Annotated in this window: 13 protein-coding genes; 8 read left to right on the top strand and 5 right to left on the bottom strand. The window is 73.5% G+C overall.

The window, feature by feature from the left end:
• Positions 1 to 79 precede the first annotated feature (79 nt).
• Complete coding sequence (locus L6241_RS05700; protein ID WP_368245327.1) at positions 80 to 1,084, bottom strand: LuxR C-terminal-related transcriptional regulator; 1,005 nt, start codon at positions 1,082 to 1,084, stop codon at positions 80 to 82.
• A 270-nt stretch (positions 1,085 to 1,354) separates the two neighbouring features.
• On the opposite strand from L6241_RS05700, the gene purD reads away from it, so the two are divergent.
• The gene (purD, locus tag L6241_RS05695) at positions 1,355 to 2,635 is read left to right on the top strand and encodes a phosphoribosylamine--glycine ligase (protein WP_368245326.1); all 1,281 of its coding nucleotides are present in this window, start codon (positions 1,355 to 1,357) and stop codon (positions 2,633 to 2,635) included.
• 134 nt (positions 2,636 to 2,769) lie between these two features.
• On the opposite strand, the gene L6241_RS05690 is transcribed toward purD, so the two are convergent.
• Positions 2,770 to 4,182, bottom strand: a complete 1,413-nt coding sequence (locus tag L6241_RS05690; RefSeq protein WP_368245325.1) for an MFS transporter — start codon at positions 4,180 to 4,182, stop codon at positions 2,770 to 2,772.
• A 54-nt stretch (positions 4,183 to 4,236) separates the two neighbouring features.
• Here L6241_RS05690 and soxR point away from each other — a divergent pair, with 54 nt between their 5' ends.
• The 3 genes from soxR (at position 4,237) to L6241_RS05675 (ending at position 6,411) form a co-directional block, all read left to right on the top strand.
• Positions 4,237 to 4,701 (top strand): redox-sensitive transcriptional activator SoxR, encoded by a 465-nt coding sequence (soxR, locus tag L6241_RS05685; RefSeq protein WP_229299866.1) that lies wholly within the window; start codon positions 4,237 to 4,239, stop codon positions 4,699 to 4,701.
• Between the two features lie 107 nt (positions 4,702 to 4,808).
• Positions 4,809 to 5,279 (top strand): hypothetical protein, encoded by a 471-nt coding sequence (locus tag L6241_RS05680; RefSeq protein ID WP_368245324.1) that lies wholly within the window; start codon positions 4,809 to 4,811, stop codon positions 5,277 to 5,279.
• Between the two features lie 166 nt (positions 5,280 to 5,445).
• A complete protein-coding gene (locus tag L6241_RS05675; protein ID WP_368245323.1) occupies positions 5,446 to 6,411 on the top strand; it encodes a phosphoribosylaminoimidazolesuccinocarboxamide synthase in 966 nt (321 codons plus the stop codon).
• A 69-nt stretch (positions 6,412 to 6,480) separates the two neighbouring features.
• Here the strand turns inward: L6241_RS05675 and L6241_RS05670 are convergent, their stop codons facing one another.
• Both L6241_RS05670 and L6241_RS05665 read right to left on the bottom strand, forming a co-directional pair.
• Positions 6,481 to 8,241, bottom strand: a complete 1,761-nt coding sequence (locus L6241_RS05670) for an alpha/beta hydrolase (RefSeq protein WP_368245322.1) — start codon at positions 8,239 to 8,241, stop codon at positions 6,481 to 6,483.
• Between the two features lie 193 nt (positions 8,242 to 8,434).
• Positions 8,435 to 10,198 carry an alpha/beta hydrolase gene (locus tag L6241_RS05665; RefSeq protein ID WP_368245321.1) on the bottom strand — a complete coding sequence of 588 codons (1,764 nt, stop codon included), beginning with the start codon at positions 10,196 to 10,198 and terminating at the stop codon, positions 8,435 to 8,437.
• Between the two features lie 174 nt (positions 10,199 to 10,372).
• On the opposite strand from L6241_RS05665, the gene L6241_RS05660 reads away from it, so the two are divergent.
• From L6241_RS05660 to purL, 4 genes are read left to right on the top strand one after another with little or no spacing between them, the layout of a single operon-like run.
• The gene (locus tag L6241_RS05660; RefSeq protein ID WP_368245320.1) at positions 10,373 to 11,071 is read left to right on the top strand and encodes a hypothetical protein; all 699 of its coding nucleotides are present in this window, start codon (positions 10,373 to 10,375) and stop codon (positions 11,069 to 11,071) included.
• A gap of 42 nt (positions 11,072 to 11,113) precedes the next feature.
• Positions 11,114 to 11,407: a phosphoribosylformylglycinamidine synthase subunit PurS gene (gene purS, locus L6241_RS05655; RefSeq protein WP_123093754.1), complete on the top strand. Its 294-nt coding sequence runs from the start codon at positions 11,114 to 11,116 to the stop codon at positions 11,405 to 11,407.
• Positions 11,404 to 12,075: a phosphoribosylformylglycinamidine synthase subunit PurQ gene (purQ, locus tag L6241_RS05650; RefSeq protein WP_068270117.1), complete on the top strand. Its 672-nt coding sequence runs from the start codon at positions 11,404 to 11,406 to the stop codon at positions 12,073 to 12,075. The genes purS and purQ overlap by 4 nt, the downstream gene beginning before the upstream one ends.
• Entirely contained in the window at positions 12,072 to 14,348 is a 2,277-nt protein-coding gene (gene purL / locus L6241_RS05645) for a phosphoribosylformylglycinamidine synthase subunit PurL (RefSeq protein ID WP_368245319.1), read from the top strand. The genes purQ and purL overlap by 4 nt, the downstream gene beginning before the upstream one ends.
• Positions 14,349 to 14,379: 31 nt before the next feature.
• Here purL and L6241_RS05640 read toward each other — a convergent pair whose 3' ends face one another.
• Positions 14,380 to 15,555 carry an MFS transporter gene (locus L6241_RS05640; protein WP_368245602.1) on the bottom strand — a complete coding sequence of 392 codons (1,176 nt, stop codon included), beginning with the start codon at positions 15,553 to 15,555 and terminating at the stop codon, positions 14,380 to 14,382.
• Between the last annotated feature and the right edge of the window lie 26 nt (positions 15,556 to 15,581).

The following is a 15,581-nucleotide window of genomic DNA, read 5'->3' as shown; positions in this document are numbered from 1 at the left end:
GCTGCTCTACCTGTCTCACGTGTGTCGCGCGGCGGCGACCTGGGCAGCCATCGAGTCTAGACGCCAGCACCGACGTCGCTCAGACCAGGCCGCGCCGCACGGCCTCGACCCCGGCCTGGAGCCGGGACTGGGCGCCGAGCCGTTCCATGACGAGCCGGACGCGCCGCTCGACGGTGCGCACGCTCACCCCGAGCTGACGGGCGACGTTGGCGTCGGAGGCGCCGGCGGCGAGCAGGGTGAGGATCGTCTGGTCGCGCTGCGAGTACAGCTCGCCGTCGACGTCGAGGTCGACGGCGGGCAGCGGGAGGCTGCGGGCGTGCAGGCGCTCGACGAGGTTGCCGATGCCGGTGATGAGCGGGCTGTCCCACAACGAGACCGACCCGGCGCCCGAGGGCTCGATGTTCGTCAGGTCGACGACCGCCTGGAGCCCGTCGACGACGATCGCCGAGAAGGGCACGTCCTCGGCGATCCGCACGTCCTCGCCGGACGCCTGCCGACGCCGGAGGGTCTGCAGGGCGTCGTCCAGCTCGAGCAGGCGCGCGTCGTACACGGCGAGGTAGCGCAGCGGCTGGCCCGCGCTGTCGAGGGTGGCGCTGTCGTGGTCGACCAGGGGCGAGGTGAGCAGCTGGATGCTGCGCTCGCCGTACGCGCGCATCGCGAGGATCGAGCGCTCGGCGCCCGCGACGACGGCGATGCTCGCCGAGCGGATCTCGGCGAGGGAGTCCAAGGTGCTGGCGCGCAGCGGGTTCGTGCGCGCGTCCTCGAGCGCGCGGACCCTGCGGTGGATGAGCCCGAGCTGGGGTGCCGAGGCCCGCACCCGGCGCAGCTGACGCTCGACCTCGGCGGTGTAGGCCGCGAGGGCACCCTCGGGAGGGGGGATCGAGATCACCCCGTCGTCGACCTCGGCCAGGCCCCGGTGGGTGAGGATCTGCAGCCCGAGGTCGACCTGCGCGGCGCTGATCCCCGCAGCCACCAAGGACTCTCGCGTCGCGGCCGGGTCATGGATGAGCGCGAGGTAGAGCCGGGTGATCTCCTCCTCGGGCATCGCGACGTCGAGGTGGACCGGGAGGTCGGGCGCGGACATGACGAGAAGTATGGCGACTAGCCGACATCGTCGGGAGACCGACAGCGTCAGGTTGATTTCGCCCGTCGATGTGGGTCACACTCGCATCTGCTGGCCTTCGGGCCGGCTCGCTGCGCGGGACGTCCCCCCCTGGTCCCGCGCGAGCGATCGGGGCGCGAGGTCGAGCCAGCGAGACCCCCCTGCACGCTGGCTCCTTCGCGCCCCCCTCGCGCATCTCGGCGGGGGCGACCCTCGGGTCGCCCCCGCTGTTCGCGTCCTAGGCTGCGGGGCGTGAAGGTACTCGTCATCGGTTCAGGTGCCCGTGAGCACGCCCTCGTCCGCGCGCTGCTCGTCGACCCCGCCGTGGACGCCGTCGTCGCGGCGCCCGGCAACCCCGGCATCGACGTCGTCGCCCTCTGCGCGCCGGTCGACGCGCAGGACCCGCAGGCGGTGACCGACCTCGCCCGCGAGCATGGCGTCGACCTCGTCGTCGTCGGCCCGGAGGCCCCGCTCGTCGCAGGCGTCGCCGACGCGGTCCGCGCGGCCGGCATCGCGTGCTTCGGCCCCGACCGGGCCGCGGCCACCCTCGAGGGGAGCAAGGCCTTCGCGAAGGAGGTCATGGCCGCCGCCGAGGTGCCGACCGCCCTGGCCCACGTGGCACGCACGGAGGCCGAGCTCGCCGAGGCGCTCGACGCCTTCGGCGCCCCGTACGTCGTCAAGGACGACGGGCTCGCCGCCGGCAAGGGAGTCGTCGTCACCGACGACCGTGGTGCCGCGCTCGCGCACGGCCTGGCCTGCCTGGCGAAGGGGGAGGACGCCCAGGTCGTCGTCGAGGAGTTCCTCGACGGCCCGGAGGCCTCGCTCTTCTGCATCTGCGACGGGCAGCGGGTCGTGCCGCTCGACCTCGCCCAGGACTTCAAGCGCGTCTTCGACGGCGACGAGGGCCCGAACACCGGGGGAATGGGCGCGTACTCACCGCTCGACTGGGCGCCCGAGGGGCTCGTCGACGACGTCGTCGCCCGGGTCGCGCAGCCGGTCGTCGACGAGATGAGGCGGCGGGGCACCCCCTTCGTCGGGGTGCTCTACGTCGGCCTCGCGCTCACCTCGCGCGGGCCTCGGGTCATCGAGTTCAACGTGCGCTTCGGCGACCCCGAGACCCAGTCGGTGCTCGCGCGGCTCGCGACCCCGCTCGGCGGGCTCCTCCACGCGGCGGCCCAGGGCCGGCTCGGCGAGGTCGAGCCGCTGCGCTGGCGCGAGCAGGCGTCGGTGACCGTCGTCGTCGCGGCGGCGGGCTACCCGGCCTCGCCGAGCACCGGCGACCCGATCGGCGGTCTCGAGCTCGTCGGCGACACCGACACCTACGTGCTGCACGCCGGCACAGCCGCCGGCCCGGACGGCACCGTCGTCAGCGCCGGTGGCCGCGTGCTCTCCGTCGTCTCCCTCGGCGCCGACCTCGACGAGGCGCGCGAGCATGCGTACGCCGGCGTCGCGAAGGTCGAGCTCGAGGGCGGCCACCACCGCACCGACATCGCGCTGCGCGCCGCCCGCGGGGAGATCCGCACCCCCCGCTGACCTGTCGCCCCCCCCTTCGCCCCGCCCGCTCCGGCACCCCCTCACCCTCGCCGAGACCCGCTCGTCGTCCGTCACCCCCGGCCGTCGCCGGTCCGCGGCCACCGGGTCTCGCGGACGACGACCGGGGCTCGGCGTCAGGGGGAGCCGACCCGATGGGCCGCCTCCGCCCCGACGAGCCCGAGGAGGGCGCCGGCGGCGACGACGACGGCGAAGGGGGAGCCCGTGAGGTGGTCCGCGTGCGCCGCGACGAGCGCCCCGCCGCCGGCCGTCGCCAGGGCGGTGCCGATGGCGGCGGCGAGCGTCGCGGCGGCGTTGACCTCGCCCTGCCGCTGCGCCGGTGCGAGCTCGACGGTGCGCACGCTGAGCGTGTTCGTCGCGACGCCCATGCCGAGCGCGCTCACGCACCACCCGAGCATCGAGGGGGCGAGCCCGATCGCGCCGACGGCGAGCAGGAGCGGCCCGGTCGCGCCCGCGGACATGAGCAGCAGGCCCGTGCGCAACCGCTGGACCGCGCTCGTGCGCTCGCGGACGACGTCGCTGCTCGCCACGCTCGAGCCGAGGGCCCAGCACACCCCGGTCACCGCCAGGCTCGTCCCGGCCAGCCGTGGTCCGGTGCCGTGGACCTCGACGAGGAGCAGCGGGAGGTAGGTGCCCATCGCGGCGAAGGTCGCGCTGACGAGCAGGCGCAGGCCGACGGCCGCGGGGATGCCGGCCGAGAGCGTCGCCGTGCCGGCGGGGAGCAGCCGGCGCCCGGCGAGGACGAGCACGACGGCTCCGGCGGCCGCCGTCGGAGCGGCGAGGGTCGACGTAGCCCATGCAGCCGTGCCCCAGGTGAGGGCGCCGACGGCGGCGGCGACGAGCAGCGCGGCCTCGACCGTCGCACGGTCCCGAGCGCGCCACCGGCCACCGGGGCGGGGGAGGGCGTCGCGCAGCGCGGTGAGCAGAGGCGGCAGCGCGACGGCGAGGAGGACGAGCGGGGTGATGAAGACCGCCCGCCACCCCCAGTGCTCGGCGACGAGCCCCGCGGCGAAGGGGCCGAGCAGCGAGGGCAGCACCCACGCCACGGCGAACCCGGCGAAGACCCGGGCGCGCAGGTGCTCGGGCATGACGTCGGCGACGAGCACCACGAGACCGATGTCGAGCAGGCCCTCGGCGACGCCGGAGGTCGCACGGCCGAGCAGCAGCACGGGCATCGACGGGGCGAGCCCGGTGAGCACCTGCGCGACGACGAAGGTGACGACCCCGGTCAGGATGAGCGCGCGCGGGCCGCGGTGGTCACCGAGGACCCCCGCGACGGCGGTCGCGACGAGGAAGGTCAGGCTCGAGACGCCCGTCGCCAGCCCGTACCACTGCAGCCCGTCGAGCTCTCGGGCGACGACGGGCAGGACGGTCGTGACCGCCCTGTTCTCGTAGGCGCCGAGGGTGACGACGCACAGGGCGGCGAGCACCATCGGCAGGTGGGCGGGGGAGGTGAGGCGGTCGCGCGGGGGCGTGTGGACGTCGGCGGGCGCCGTCGCGGGGGGTGTGGTGGGGGACTCGGCGGTCATGCCGCTGATGCTCGATGCTCAAGCGCGCTTGAGGTCAACTGCTATCGTCGGGGCGTGGACCAGCGGCACAAGGACGACCTGCTCCCCGTCGGCGAGATCGCGCACCGCGCCGGCATCAGCGTGCCGACGGTGCGCTTCTACGAGGAGCGCGGGCTCATCGCCTCGACCCGCACGGCGGGCAACCAGCGCCGCTTCGCGCGCCACACCCTGCGCCGCATCGCCTACGTGCGCGCGGCGCAACGCTTCGGGCTGAGCCTGGCCGAGATCCGTGAGGCGCTCGACACGCTCCCCGCCGACCGGGCCCCGACGAAGGGGGACTGGGCTCGCCTCTCGCGGCGCTGGCACGACGTGCTCCAGGAGCGCATCGAGGCGCTCGAGCGGCTGCGCGACACGACGGACGGCTGCATCGGGTGCGGCTGCCTGTCGACCACCCGGTGCCCGATCTACAACACCGACGACGAGCTCGCCGCCACCGGCTCGGGTGCCCGACGCTGGCCCGACGCCCTGCGCGAGGGGTGAGCGGGTCCCCTTCGCCCCCGCCTACCCACCCGTAAGCGGGGTGATCACCCCACCTACGGGTGGGTAGCCGGGTGCCAGGATGGCGCCAGCCGACCGAAGGGGGACCCGTGACGACCACGACCGACGACGCCAGCCCGTACCGCCTCGAGGGGAGACCCCGCTCGCGCGGGCTCGCCCGCGCGCTCTCGCCGCTCGTCGCGGTCGTGCCATGGCTCCTCACCGTCGTGGGGATCGCTCTCGCCGGGGAGTGGCAGCGCGGCGTCTACGCCCGAGGCGAGCGGTCGCTCGGCCTGCTGCTCACCGCGCTCGTCGTCCTCCTGCTCGCTGCCCTGCTGTGGGCGGCGGTCACCGCGTGGTCCTCGGTCGGCACCGTCCTGGCGGGCGTGCTCACCGTCGTGCTCGCGCTGGCTCTCGGCGCACCGGGGCCGGTCTCCCGGGCGATCAGCCAGAGCGTCCTCGAGGCCGGTCTGCCCTACCGCGCCTACGCCGTGCTCGTCGCGCCCGTGCCCTTCCTCGTCCTGGGCACCACCCTCGTCGCCGCCGGCCTCGCGGCCGCCGCCGTCCGCCGCCTGCGCTGACGCCCCCGTCGCCCTCCCTCCCCCTTCGCCTCCGTCCTGATCTCCGCCTACCCCTCCGTACGTGGGGTGATCACCCCACGTACGGAGGGGTAGGCGGAGGTCGAGGCGGGTGGGGTGATCGCGGACCTGCTGCTCGGGTGAGGGCGAGTCACGGCAGGATGGGCGCATGGCTGACGGCTCGCACCCCACCCTGCCCGGCTTCGCGCATGTCTACTCGGGCAAGGTCCGTGACCTCTACGCACCGCTCGACGACGCGGGCGAGGCGCGCGCGGACCGGCTGCTCCTCGTCGCGAGCGACCGGATGAGCGCCTACGACTTCGTCCTCGACAGCCCCATCCCCGACAAGGGTGCGGTGCTCACGCAGCTCTCGCTGTGGTGGTTCGACCAGCTCGCGGACCTGCTGCCGCATCACGTCGTGAGCACGGACGTGCCCGACGAGGTCGCCGGCCGCTCGGTCCTCGTCGAGCGGCTCGACATGCTGCCCGTCGAGTGCGTCGCCCGCGCCTACCTCACCGGCGGCGGGCTCTCCGAGTACGAGGCGACGGGCTCGGTGAGCGGTGTCGCGCTGCCCGAGGGCCTCGTCGACGGCTCGCGCCTGCCCGAGCCGGTCTTCACCCCCTCGACGAAGGCGCCGATGGGCCAGCACGACGAGCCGATCCCCTTCGAGGGCGTCGTCGCCGAGATCGGCCCCGAGCTCGCCGAGCGCGTGCGCGACCTCACGATCGCGATCCTCGCGCGCGGCAACGACGTCGCCGCCGAGCGCGGGATCCTGCTCGCCGACACGAAGGTCGAGTTCGGCCTGCGCGGTCTCGACCTCGCGCCCGGCGAGGACCTCGGCGAGGCGATCCGCGCGCGCGGCGCCGCCTGCGAGATCGTCCTCGCCGACGAGGTGCTCACCCCCGACAGCTCGCGCTTCTGGCCGGCCGACGCGTGGGAGCCCGGCCACCCCCAGCCCAGCTACGACAAGCAGTACGTCCGCGACTGGCTCACCTCCGTCGCCTCCGGCTGGGACCGGCACTCGGGCGAGGCGCCGCCGGCCCTGCCGGACGAGGTCGTCGCCGCCACCCGGGACCGCTACGTCGAGGCCTACGAGCGGCTCACCGGCACCTCCTTCGTGCCCGCGGGGCGCTGACCGCACGAGCACGACGAAGGGGGCGTGGACGGCTGTCCACGCCCCCTTCGCCATGGGGCCGTCGAGACGTCAGTCCACGACGACGGGCTCGGGGAAGGTCTGCTCCCCGGCCCCCTTCGGCAGCTCGGTCATCTCCGCGATCTCCGGAGCAGTCTTGCGGGCCCGCTCCTCGCGGGTCGGGAAGGCCGGGGTCTCGGCCGCGCACGTCCGGTCGCGCGCGGGCGAGGAGCCGCTGACGAGGTAGGTGTCGACGGCCTTGGTGACGCAGCTCGAGACGCCGTAGGCGGTGTGTCCCCACGAGTCGCTGGAGAGGAGGCGGGAGCGGCCGAGGACCTTGCGGGTCTCGACGGCGCCGGTGTACGCGGTGGCGGGGTCCCAGTAGTTGCCGACGATCAGCACGCCCTTGGGCGTGTACCGGTCGTACGGGCCGACGTAGGCGTCCTCGTCCTGACCGGTGAAGGCGTCGCCGGCGCAACCGGAGGAGCTCCACAGCCAGGCCTTGCCGAAGTGCGGCGCCGTCGTCTGGGCCTGGGTGTCGTACCGCGGGTAGTCGGCCAGGCGGGTCGTCTCCTGCGAGTCCGTGCAGGTCACGGACAGGAAGGCGTCGTAGGAGTTGTCGTACATGGCGCGAGCCGGTGCACCGACCGCGTCGTCGACCGCCGCGAGGAGGACCTGCCGCGACGCGCGGGTCGGCTTCGGGGTCTTCGCCCGGCCGCCCTTCGCCTCGGTCGCGGCGTAGTCGAGCTCGGTGAGGATGGCGTCGACCTGCGTCGGGGCGTCGGACCCGTACATGACGCTGAGGAGTGCGCCGATCATCGTGGGGTAGTCGACCGTGAACTTCTGGCCGCTGTCGGGGTCTCGCAGCACGAGCGGCGTGCGCTGGACCTGGGCGACGAGGGCGTCGAAGCGCTTGCGGGTGTCGCCGACGGCGGCGAACTCGCAGCGCGGGTCACCGGCCCTCTGGCACTCGGCGAGGACCTGCTTCATCGCCGTCCACGCGCCCTTGCCCGAGCCGAGCCGGAAGTCGAGCGGACGGCTCTTGTTCCACGGCATGCCCGACCAGGAGCGCGGGTTGATCGTCCCGTCGATGACGATCGAGCGGAAGTTGGAGGGGAACATGTTCGCGTAGGTCGTGCCGAGCTGCGTGCCGTACGAGAAGCCCATGTAGCTGAGCTTGCCCTCGCCCAGCGCACGCCGGACCATCTCCATGTCGCGGGCGACCTCAGCGGTCGACATGGCCGTGGCGAGCCTGTTGGTGGAGCAGGCGCGGGCGATCTTCTTCATCGAGCCCATGTAGCGCTGCTGCTTCGTCCACCCGACGGGGAAGACGTCCTCGAGCGGCGCGAAGGTCGACTGCTGCTGCCAGGGCTGCAGGCAGCGCACGTTGTCGCTCGCGCCGATGCCGCGCGGGTCGACCCCGACGACGTCGAAGCTCTTGCGGATCGTCGGGCTGGCCCACCTGCTCGCCGCCTGGGCGAGGTCGGTCGAGGACCCGCCGGGCCCGCCGGGGTTGACGAAGAGGGTGCCCACCCGCTTGCCGGTGGCCTTCGTGCGCAGCACGGCGACCTTGGTCTTCGGGCCCTTGGGGTTGTCGTAGTCCAGCGGGAGGTCGACGGTGGCGCACTCCGAGGTCGCGTAGCACCGGAACCACGTGAGCTTCGGCGTCGGCGTCTTGTTGAGCTTGGCGTTCTCGGAGGGCTTCGTCGCGGTGCTCGCGGCGGCGGCGCTCGGTGCGCTGCTCGTCGAGGGTGCCGCGCTCGCCGTGGCGAGCGTGCCGGCGAGCATCGAAGCGGCGACCGCCCCGACGACCAGCGTGCGTGGTGCTCTCATGATCGGTGGTTCCCCTGCTTCTTCGGTGGGCGCCGACGGCGCTCAGACGCCGCCCAACGTAGTGGGGCGGCGCGCCGGCCACAGGCACATCCGCGCGATCGGGCCCGGGCGCGCAGGCGAGGGTGACCGTCCGCACACGACGAAGGGGGCGTGGACGGCTGTCCACGCCCCCTTCGCCCGGGTGGGCCGTCGCTCAGCGCACGACGGTCGGCTCCGGGAAGGACTGGCCCGCCGGGGCCTTCGGCAGCTTCTTGGTCTCGGCGACCTGGGGCGCGCTGACCCGGGCCTCCTCCTCACGGGTGGGGAAGGCCGGCGACTCCGCCGGGCAGGTGCGGTCGCGCAGCGGCGAGGCGCCGGTGACGAGGTAGGTGTCGACGGCCTTCGTCGCGCAGGCGGACACGCCGTAGGCGGTGTGTCCCCACGAGTCGCTGGAGACGAGGCGGGAGCGGCCGAGGACCTTGCGGGTCTCGACGGCGCCGGTGTACGCGGTCGCGGGGTCCCAGTAGTTGCCGACGATGAGGACACCCTTGGGCGTGTACCGGTCGTAGGGACCGACGTAGGCGTCCTCGTCCTGACCGGTGAAGGCGTCACCGGCGCAACCGGAGGAGCTCCACAGCCAGACCTTGCCGAAGTGCGGCGCCGTCGTCTCGGACTGCGTGTCGTACCGCGGGTAGTCGGCCAAGCGGGTCGTCTCCTGCGAGTCCGTGCACGTCACCGACAGGAAGGCGTCGAGCGAGCTGTCGTAGGCGAAGTCGCGGCGGGGCACCCCGGTCGCCTTCGAGACGGCGGCGAGGAGGGCCTTGCGGGAGGCCTTGGTCGGGGCCGGGGTCTTCGCCGTGCCGCCCTGCGCCTCGGTGGCGAGGTAGTCGAGCTCGGTGAGGAGCGAGTCGACGAACTGCGGGGCGTCGGACGAGTACATCGCGCTGAGCAGGGTCCCGACCATCGTCGGGTAGTCGATGGAGTACTTCTCGCCCGTGTAGGGGTCCACGACCGGCAGGGGCTTGCGCTCCAGCTGTGCCGCGAGCTCGTCGAAGCGCTTGCGCGTGTCGCCGACGGCGGCGAAGTCGCACCGGGCCTCGCCGGCCTTCTGGCACTCGGCGAGGATCTGGCGCATCGCCTTCCACGCGCCCTTGCCGGAGCCGAGGCGGAAGTCGAGCGGGCGGCTCTTGTTCCACGGCATGCCGGACCAGGAGCGCGGGTTGATCGTCCCGTCGATGACGATCGAGCGGAAGTTGGAGGGGAACATGTTCGCGTAGGTCGTGCCGAGCTGCGTGCCGTACGAGAAGCCGATGTAGCTGAGCTTGCCCTCGCCCAGCGCCCGCCGGACCATCTCCATGTCGCGGGCGACCTCGGCGGTCGACATGGCCGTGGCGAGCGTGTTGGTGGAGCAGGCGCGGGCGATCTTCTTCATCGAGCGCATGTAGCGCTGCTGCTTCGTGTAGCCGACGGGGAAGGCATCGGCGAGCGGCGCGTACGTCGTGTCCTGCTCCTCGACGGGCAGGCACTGCACGGTGTCGCTGAAGCCGATGCCGCGCGGGTCGACGCCGACGACGTCGAAGTTCTTGCGGATGGTCGGGCTGGCCCACAGGTCGGCGAAGTAGGCGAGCTCGGTGGCCGAGCCGCCGGGGCCGCCGGGGTTGACGAAGAGCGTGCCGAGTCGCTTGCCGGTCGCCTTGGTGCGCAGGACCGCGACGTCGGTCTTCGCGCCCTTGGGGTTGTCGTAGTCCAGCGGCAGCGCGACCTTCGCGCACTCGGCGCCGCCGTAGCAGCTGAACCAGCGCAGCCGTGGCGTCGCGGTCTTGTCGAGCTTGGTGTTCTCGGACGGCTTCGTCGCGGTGCTGACGGCAGCGGCGCTCGGTGCGCTGCTCGTCGTGGGCGCGGCACTCGCCGTGGCGAGCGTGCCGGCGAGCATCGAGGCGGCGACCGCCCCGACGACCAGCGTGCGTGGTGCTCTCATGATCTGTCCCCTGCTCTGCCGTGAGCGCCGGCGGCGCCCGGTGCGCGTCAACGTAGTGGTCCCGGCCCCGGTCCGCACGGCGAGAGGCGCAGCGGCCACCAGGTGGTCACCTCGAGGTCATCTCGTCGGCCGACGAGCGGTGCCCGACCGTCTCCCGCTGGCTAGCCTGCGGCCATGACGGGGGACGAAGGGGGAGCCCGCCGCGCCCCGCGGCGGCGGGTCTCGGACAGCGACGACGTCTTCCGCACGTCGGCGTCGACGGGGCGTCGGGGCGAGCCGCGCGCCGGCGCGCGGCGGCCGAGGTCGGGCCCGTCGTCGGCCTCGACACCGCGGGGGTCGTCCCCGTCGCGGTGGACCGACCCGGCGCCGACGAGCGGGGTGTGGGACCCGCGCGGTGCGACCCCCGAGCAGCGGCGTGAGGTGTACGAGGACGCGCTTCGGCGGAGCCGGGGCTTCGGGTGGTTCGGAGCGCTGCTCGCACTGGTCTTCCTCATCAAGGTCGTCGTCGAGGCGCGCGCCGGATCTGCGAACTCCAGCGTCCTGATCGCCCTGATGCTCGTCTGGACGAACGTCGCACTCTTCGGGGCGGTGCATGCGCGTCGCGCGAAGACCACCCTCGGCTCGGATCCCGAGGAGCCCGTCGAGCAGGTGATGCAGCGCTCGAAGGAGGTCACGGCGCGTGCCGTCTACCCGGCCGTCGCCGCCTTCGACGCCCTGTGCGCGGTCCTCGTCGTCGTCCTCGTGCCGCAGGCCTGGCCGGTCGCCACGGCGGCCGGGCTGGTCGCCCTCGCCCTCGCCGTCGCCTGGTGGCGGGCCCGTCGACGCGGTGACCACGACTCGGCCGTGGTCGACCCCCCTTCGGCCCGTCGATAGACTCGCTCGAAGGCCCCCCGAACCCTCTCCACAGGAGCCCCAGTGGGACGCATCGTCGTCGACGTCATGCTCAAGCCAGAGATCCTCGACCCCCAGGGCCAAGCGGTCCGCGGCGCGCTCCCGCGCCTGGGGCTCACGGACTTCACCGACGTGCGGCAGGGCAAGCGCTTCGTGCTGTCCGTCGACGGCGAGGTCACGCCCGAGCACCTCGCCCGCGCCCGTGAGGCCGCCGAGACCCTGCTCTCCAACCCCGTCATCGAGGACGTCGTCGACGTCCACGAGCTCGTCCACGACGAGCCCGAGCAGGCCCCGCTCACCGGCGAGGGCGCCCGGTGAAGATCGGCGTCGTCACCTTCCCCGGCTCGCTCGACGACCACGACGCCCGGCGCGCGGTCGACCTGTGCGGCGGCGAGGCCGTCGCCCTCTGGCACCGTGACGCCGACCTGCGCGGCGTCGACGCCGTCGTCATCCCCGGCGGCTTCTCCTACGGCGACTACCTGCGCGCCGGCGCCATCTCGCGCTTCGCGCCCGTCATGACCGAGGTCGTGCGCGGCGCCGAGGCGGGCATGCCGGTGCTCGGCATCTGCAACGGCTTCCAGATCCTGTGCGAGTCGCACCTCCTGCCCGGCGCGATGATCCAGAACGACCACCGCACCTTCGTGTGCCGCGACCAGCGTCTGCGCGTCGAGTCGACGAGCACCGCGTGGACCGGCGACTTCGAGGACGGCGAGGAGATCACCATCGTCCTGAAGAACCAGGACGGCCAGTTCGTCGCCGACGCCGAGACCCTCGACCGGCTCGAGGGCGAGGGCCGCGTCGCCTTCCGCTACCTCGGCGCCAACCCCAACGGCAGCTACCGCGACATCGCCGGCATCTCCAACGCGCGCGGCAACGTCGTCGGCCTCATGCCCCACCCCGAGCACTGCGTCGAGGAGGGCTACGGCCCGAGCCTGGACGGCCGGCGCTTCTTCACCTCCGTCCTGCAGGAGATGGTCTCCGCGTGAGCACGCTCGACACCGTCGCCCACGCCGGGCAGACCCCCGACCTCGACCAGCCCTGGGCCGACCTCGGTCTCAAGGAGGACGAGTACGCCCGGATCCGCGAGATCCTCGGCCGCCGCCCGACGATCGCCGAGCTCGCGATGTACTCGGTCATGTGGTCCGAGCACTGCTCGTACAAGTCGAGCAAGGTCCACCTGCGCCGCTTCGGCGACCTGCCGCAGACGACGCCGCTCGGCGAGACCCTCGCCGGCATCGGCGAGAACGCCGGCGTCATCGACGTCGGCCAGGGCTGGGCGGTGACCTTCAAGGTCGAGTCGCACAACCACCCGAGCTACGTCGAGCCCTACCAGGGTGCCGCGACCGGCGTCGGCGGCATCGTCCGCGACATCATGGCGATGGGCGCCCGCCCGGTCGCCGTCATGGACCCGCTGCGCTTCGGCGCCATCGACCACCCCGACACCGCCCGGGTCCTGCCCGGCGTCGTCAAGGGCATCGGCGGCTACGGCAACTCCCTCGGCCTGCCCAACGTCGGCGGCGAGATCGTCTTCGACGAGTGCTACCAGGGCAACCCCCTCGTCAACGCCCTGTGCGTCGGCACGCTGCGCCACGAGGACCTGCACCTCGCCAAGGCATCCGGCGCCGGCAACAAGGTCGTCCTCTTCGGGGCGAAGACCGGCGGCGACGGCATCGGAGGCGTCTCGGTCCTCGCGTCGGAGACCTTCGACGAAGGGGGACCGACGAAGCGCCCGGCCGTCCAGGTCGGCGACCCCTTCGCCGAGAAGGTCCTCATCGAGTGCTGCCTCGAGCTCTACCGGGCCGGTGTCGTCGAGGGCATCCAGGACCTCGGCGGCGCGGGCCTGTCCTGCGCGACCTCCGAGCTCGCCTCGGCGGGCGACGGCGGGATGAGCGTCGAGCTCGACCGGGTCCCCCTTCGCGACTCCACGCTGCGGGCCGAGGAGATCCTCATGTCCGAGAGCCAGGAGCGGATGATGGCCGTCGTCGCGCCCGACCAGGTCGACGCCTTCATGGCGATCACCGACCGGTGGGACGTCGAGGCCACGGTCCTCGGCGAGGTCACCGGCACGGGCCGGCTCGTCATCACGTGGCACGGCGAGACGATCGTCGACGTGCCGCCGCGCTCCGTCGCCCACGACGGCCCCGTCTACGACCGTCCGATGGCCCGGCCGCAGTGGCTCGACGCCGTCCAGGCCGACACGAGCGCCTCGCTGCCGCGCCCCGGCGCCGACGAGCTCGGCCAGGTCGTCCTCGACCTGCTCGCCTCGCCGAACCTGTGCGACAAGTCGTGGGTCACCGACCAGTACGACCGCTACGTCCTCGGCAACACCCACCAGGCGATGCCCGCCGACGCCGGTCTCGTGCGCATCGACGAGCGCACCGGGCTCGGGGTCGCGGTCTCGACGGACTGCAACGGCCGCTTCGGCCGGCTCGACCCGTACGCCGGCGCCCAGCTCGCGCTCTCGGAGAGCTATCGCAACGTCGCGACGACCGGCGCGCTGCCGCTGGCCGTCACCGACTGCCTCAACTTCGGCTCGCCGGAGGACCCCGCGGTCATGTGGCAGTTCGAGCGCGCGGTCGCCGGCCTCTTCGACGCCTGCCTCGAGCTCGGCATCCCCGTGACCGGCGGCAACGTCTCCTTCTACAACCAGACCGGCGACGTCGCGATCCACCCGACGCCCGTCGTCGGCGTCCTCGGCGTCATCGAGGACGTGGCGAAGGGGGTCGGCGCCGGCTTCGCGCACGACGGCCAGGTCGTCCTCGCCCTCGGTCGCACCCGCGACGAGCTCGACGGCGGCGAGTGGGCGCACGCCCTGCACGGCCACCTCGGCGGCGTGCCGCCGCAGGTCGACCTCGCCGCGGAGAAGGCGCTCGCCGACTTCTTCGTCGCCGCGGTGCGCGCCGGTGTGCTCACGAGCTCGCACGACGTCTCCGACGGCGGTCTGGCGATCACCCTGGCCGAGTCCGCGCTGCGGCACGGCGTCGGCGCGAGCCTCGACCTCACCCCCGTGTGCGAGCGCGACGGGGTCGACCTGACGACCGCCCTGCTCTCCGAGTCGGTCGCCCGCGCGGTCGTCACCGTCGCCGACGAGCAGTCGCTCGCGACCGTGGTCAACCTCGCGGCGGAGCACGGGGTGCCCGTCGCGCGGGTCGGCACGACCGGCGGGTCGACCCTCAAGGTCAAGGGAGCCCTCGAGCTCGAGGTCGACGCGATGCGCCTGGCGCACACGGCGACGATGCGCTCGTACTTCGCGTCCTGACACCCGCACGACCGGCCGTCTGACCCACGGGTCAGGCGGCCGTCGTGCGTCCCGGGGTGCGCGAAGACGCGAGCCGCTCAGCCACGACGACGACGAGCAGGGCGAGCGCGGCCATGCCCGCGCCGACCCAGATCGGCGAGGTGTAGCCCAGCCCCGCCGCGATGGTCGTGCCGCCGATCCACGCGCCGATCGCGTTGCCGACGTTGAAGGCCGCGATGTTCGCCCCGGAGGCGAGGGTGCGCGCCTGCCCGGCGTGGCTCATGACGCGCATCTGCAGCGGCGGCACGGTGGCGAAGCCGAAGCCGCCCATGAGCACGAGCGAGACGACCGTGAGCACCTGCGACGACGCGGTGAGCGCGAAGCCGGTCATGACGACGGCGAGCATCCCGAGGGTGACGACGAGGGTGCGCGGCACCGAGACCTGCGCGGCGCGCCCGCCGAGCGCGTTGCCGGCGAGCAGCCCGACGCCGAAGAGCACGAGGAGCCACGGCACGGTCGTCGCGGCGAAGCCGGTGACGCCGGTGAGCGTGTACGCGATGTAGGTGAAGGCGCCGAACATCCCGCCGAAGCCGAGCACGGTGACGAGCAGGGAGAGCCAGACCTGAGGAGACCCGAAGGCGGTGAGCTCTCGGCGAAGGGAGGTCGTCCCCTCCTCCTCGCCGGCCCCCTTCGGCACGAGGAGCGCGATCGACGCGAGGGCGACGACGCCGATGACGGTGATCGCCCAGAAGGTCGAGCGCCAGCCGAGCTGCTGGCCGAGCAGGGTGCCGAAGGGGACGCCGAGGACGTTCGCCGCGGTGAGACCGGTGAACATCACGGCGATCGCGCCGGCCTGGCGGTGCGACGGCACGAGGGATGCGGCGACGACCGAGCCGATGCCGAAGAAGGCGCCGTGGCACAGCGCCGCGAGGACGCGACCGGCGAGCATGACGGCGTACGTGTCGGCGAGCGCCGACAGGGCGTTGCCCGCGACGAAGAGGACCATGAGGGCGAGGAGCACCTGGCGGCGCGGCAGCCGGGTCACCGCGGCGGTGAGCCCCAGCGCCCCGACGGCCACGGCCAGTGCGTAGCCGGAGATGAGCCAGCCGGCGGTCGCCTCGTCGACGGCGAAGTCCGCGGCCACCTGCGGCAGCAGGCCCGCGATGACGAACTCCGTGAGGCCGATGCCGAAGCCGCCGACCGCGAGGGCGACGAGCCCCGCAGGGATGCGTCGGGCCGGCACCTCGGGCGCGG

It is taken from the genome of Janibacter sp. Y6, from assembly GCF_040900765.1.
Lineage (GTDB): Bacteria > Actinomycetota > Actinomycetes > Actinomycetales > Dermatophilaceae > Marihabitans > Marihabitans melonis.
Note: the sequence above shows the minus strand (reverse complement) of the source record. Positions and strands in the feature narration are given on the sequence as shown.

Coding starts and splice junctions, on each gene's coding strand:
- L6241_RS05700 (WP_368245327.1), bottom strand. CDS start 1,084: ATGTCCGCGCCCGACCTCCCGGTCCACCTCGACGTCGCGATGCCCGAG.
- L6241_RS05690 (WP_368245325.1), bottom strand. CDS start 4,182: ATGACCGCCGAGTCCCCCACCACACCCCCCGCGACGGCGCCCGCCGAC.
- L6241_RS05675 (WP_368245323.1), top strand. CDS start 5,446: ATGGCTGACGGCTCGCACCCCACCCTGCCCGGCTTCGCGCATGTCTAC.
- L6241_RS05670 (WP_368245322.1), bottom strand. CDS start 8,241: ATGAGAGCACCACGCACGCTGGTCGTCGGGGCGGTCGCCGCTTCGATG.
- L6241_RS05665 (WP_368245321.1), bottom strand. CDS start 10,198: ATGAGAGCACCACGCACGCTGGTCGTCGGGGCGGTCGCCGCCTCGATG.
- L6241_RS05660 (WP_368245320.1), top strand. CDS start 10,373: ATGACGGGGGACGAAGGGGGAGCCCGCCGCGCCCCGCGGCGGCGGGTC.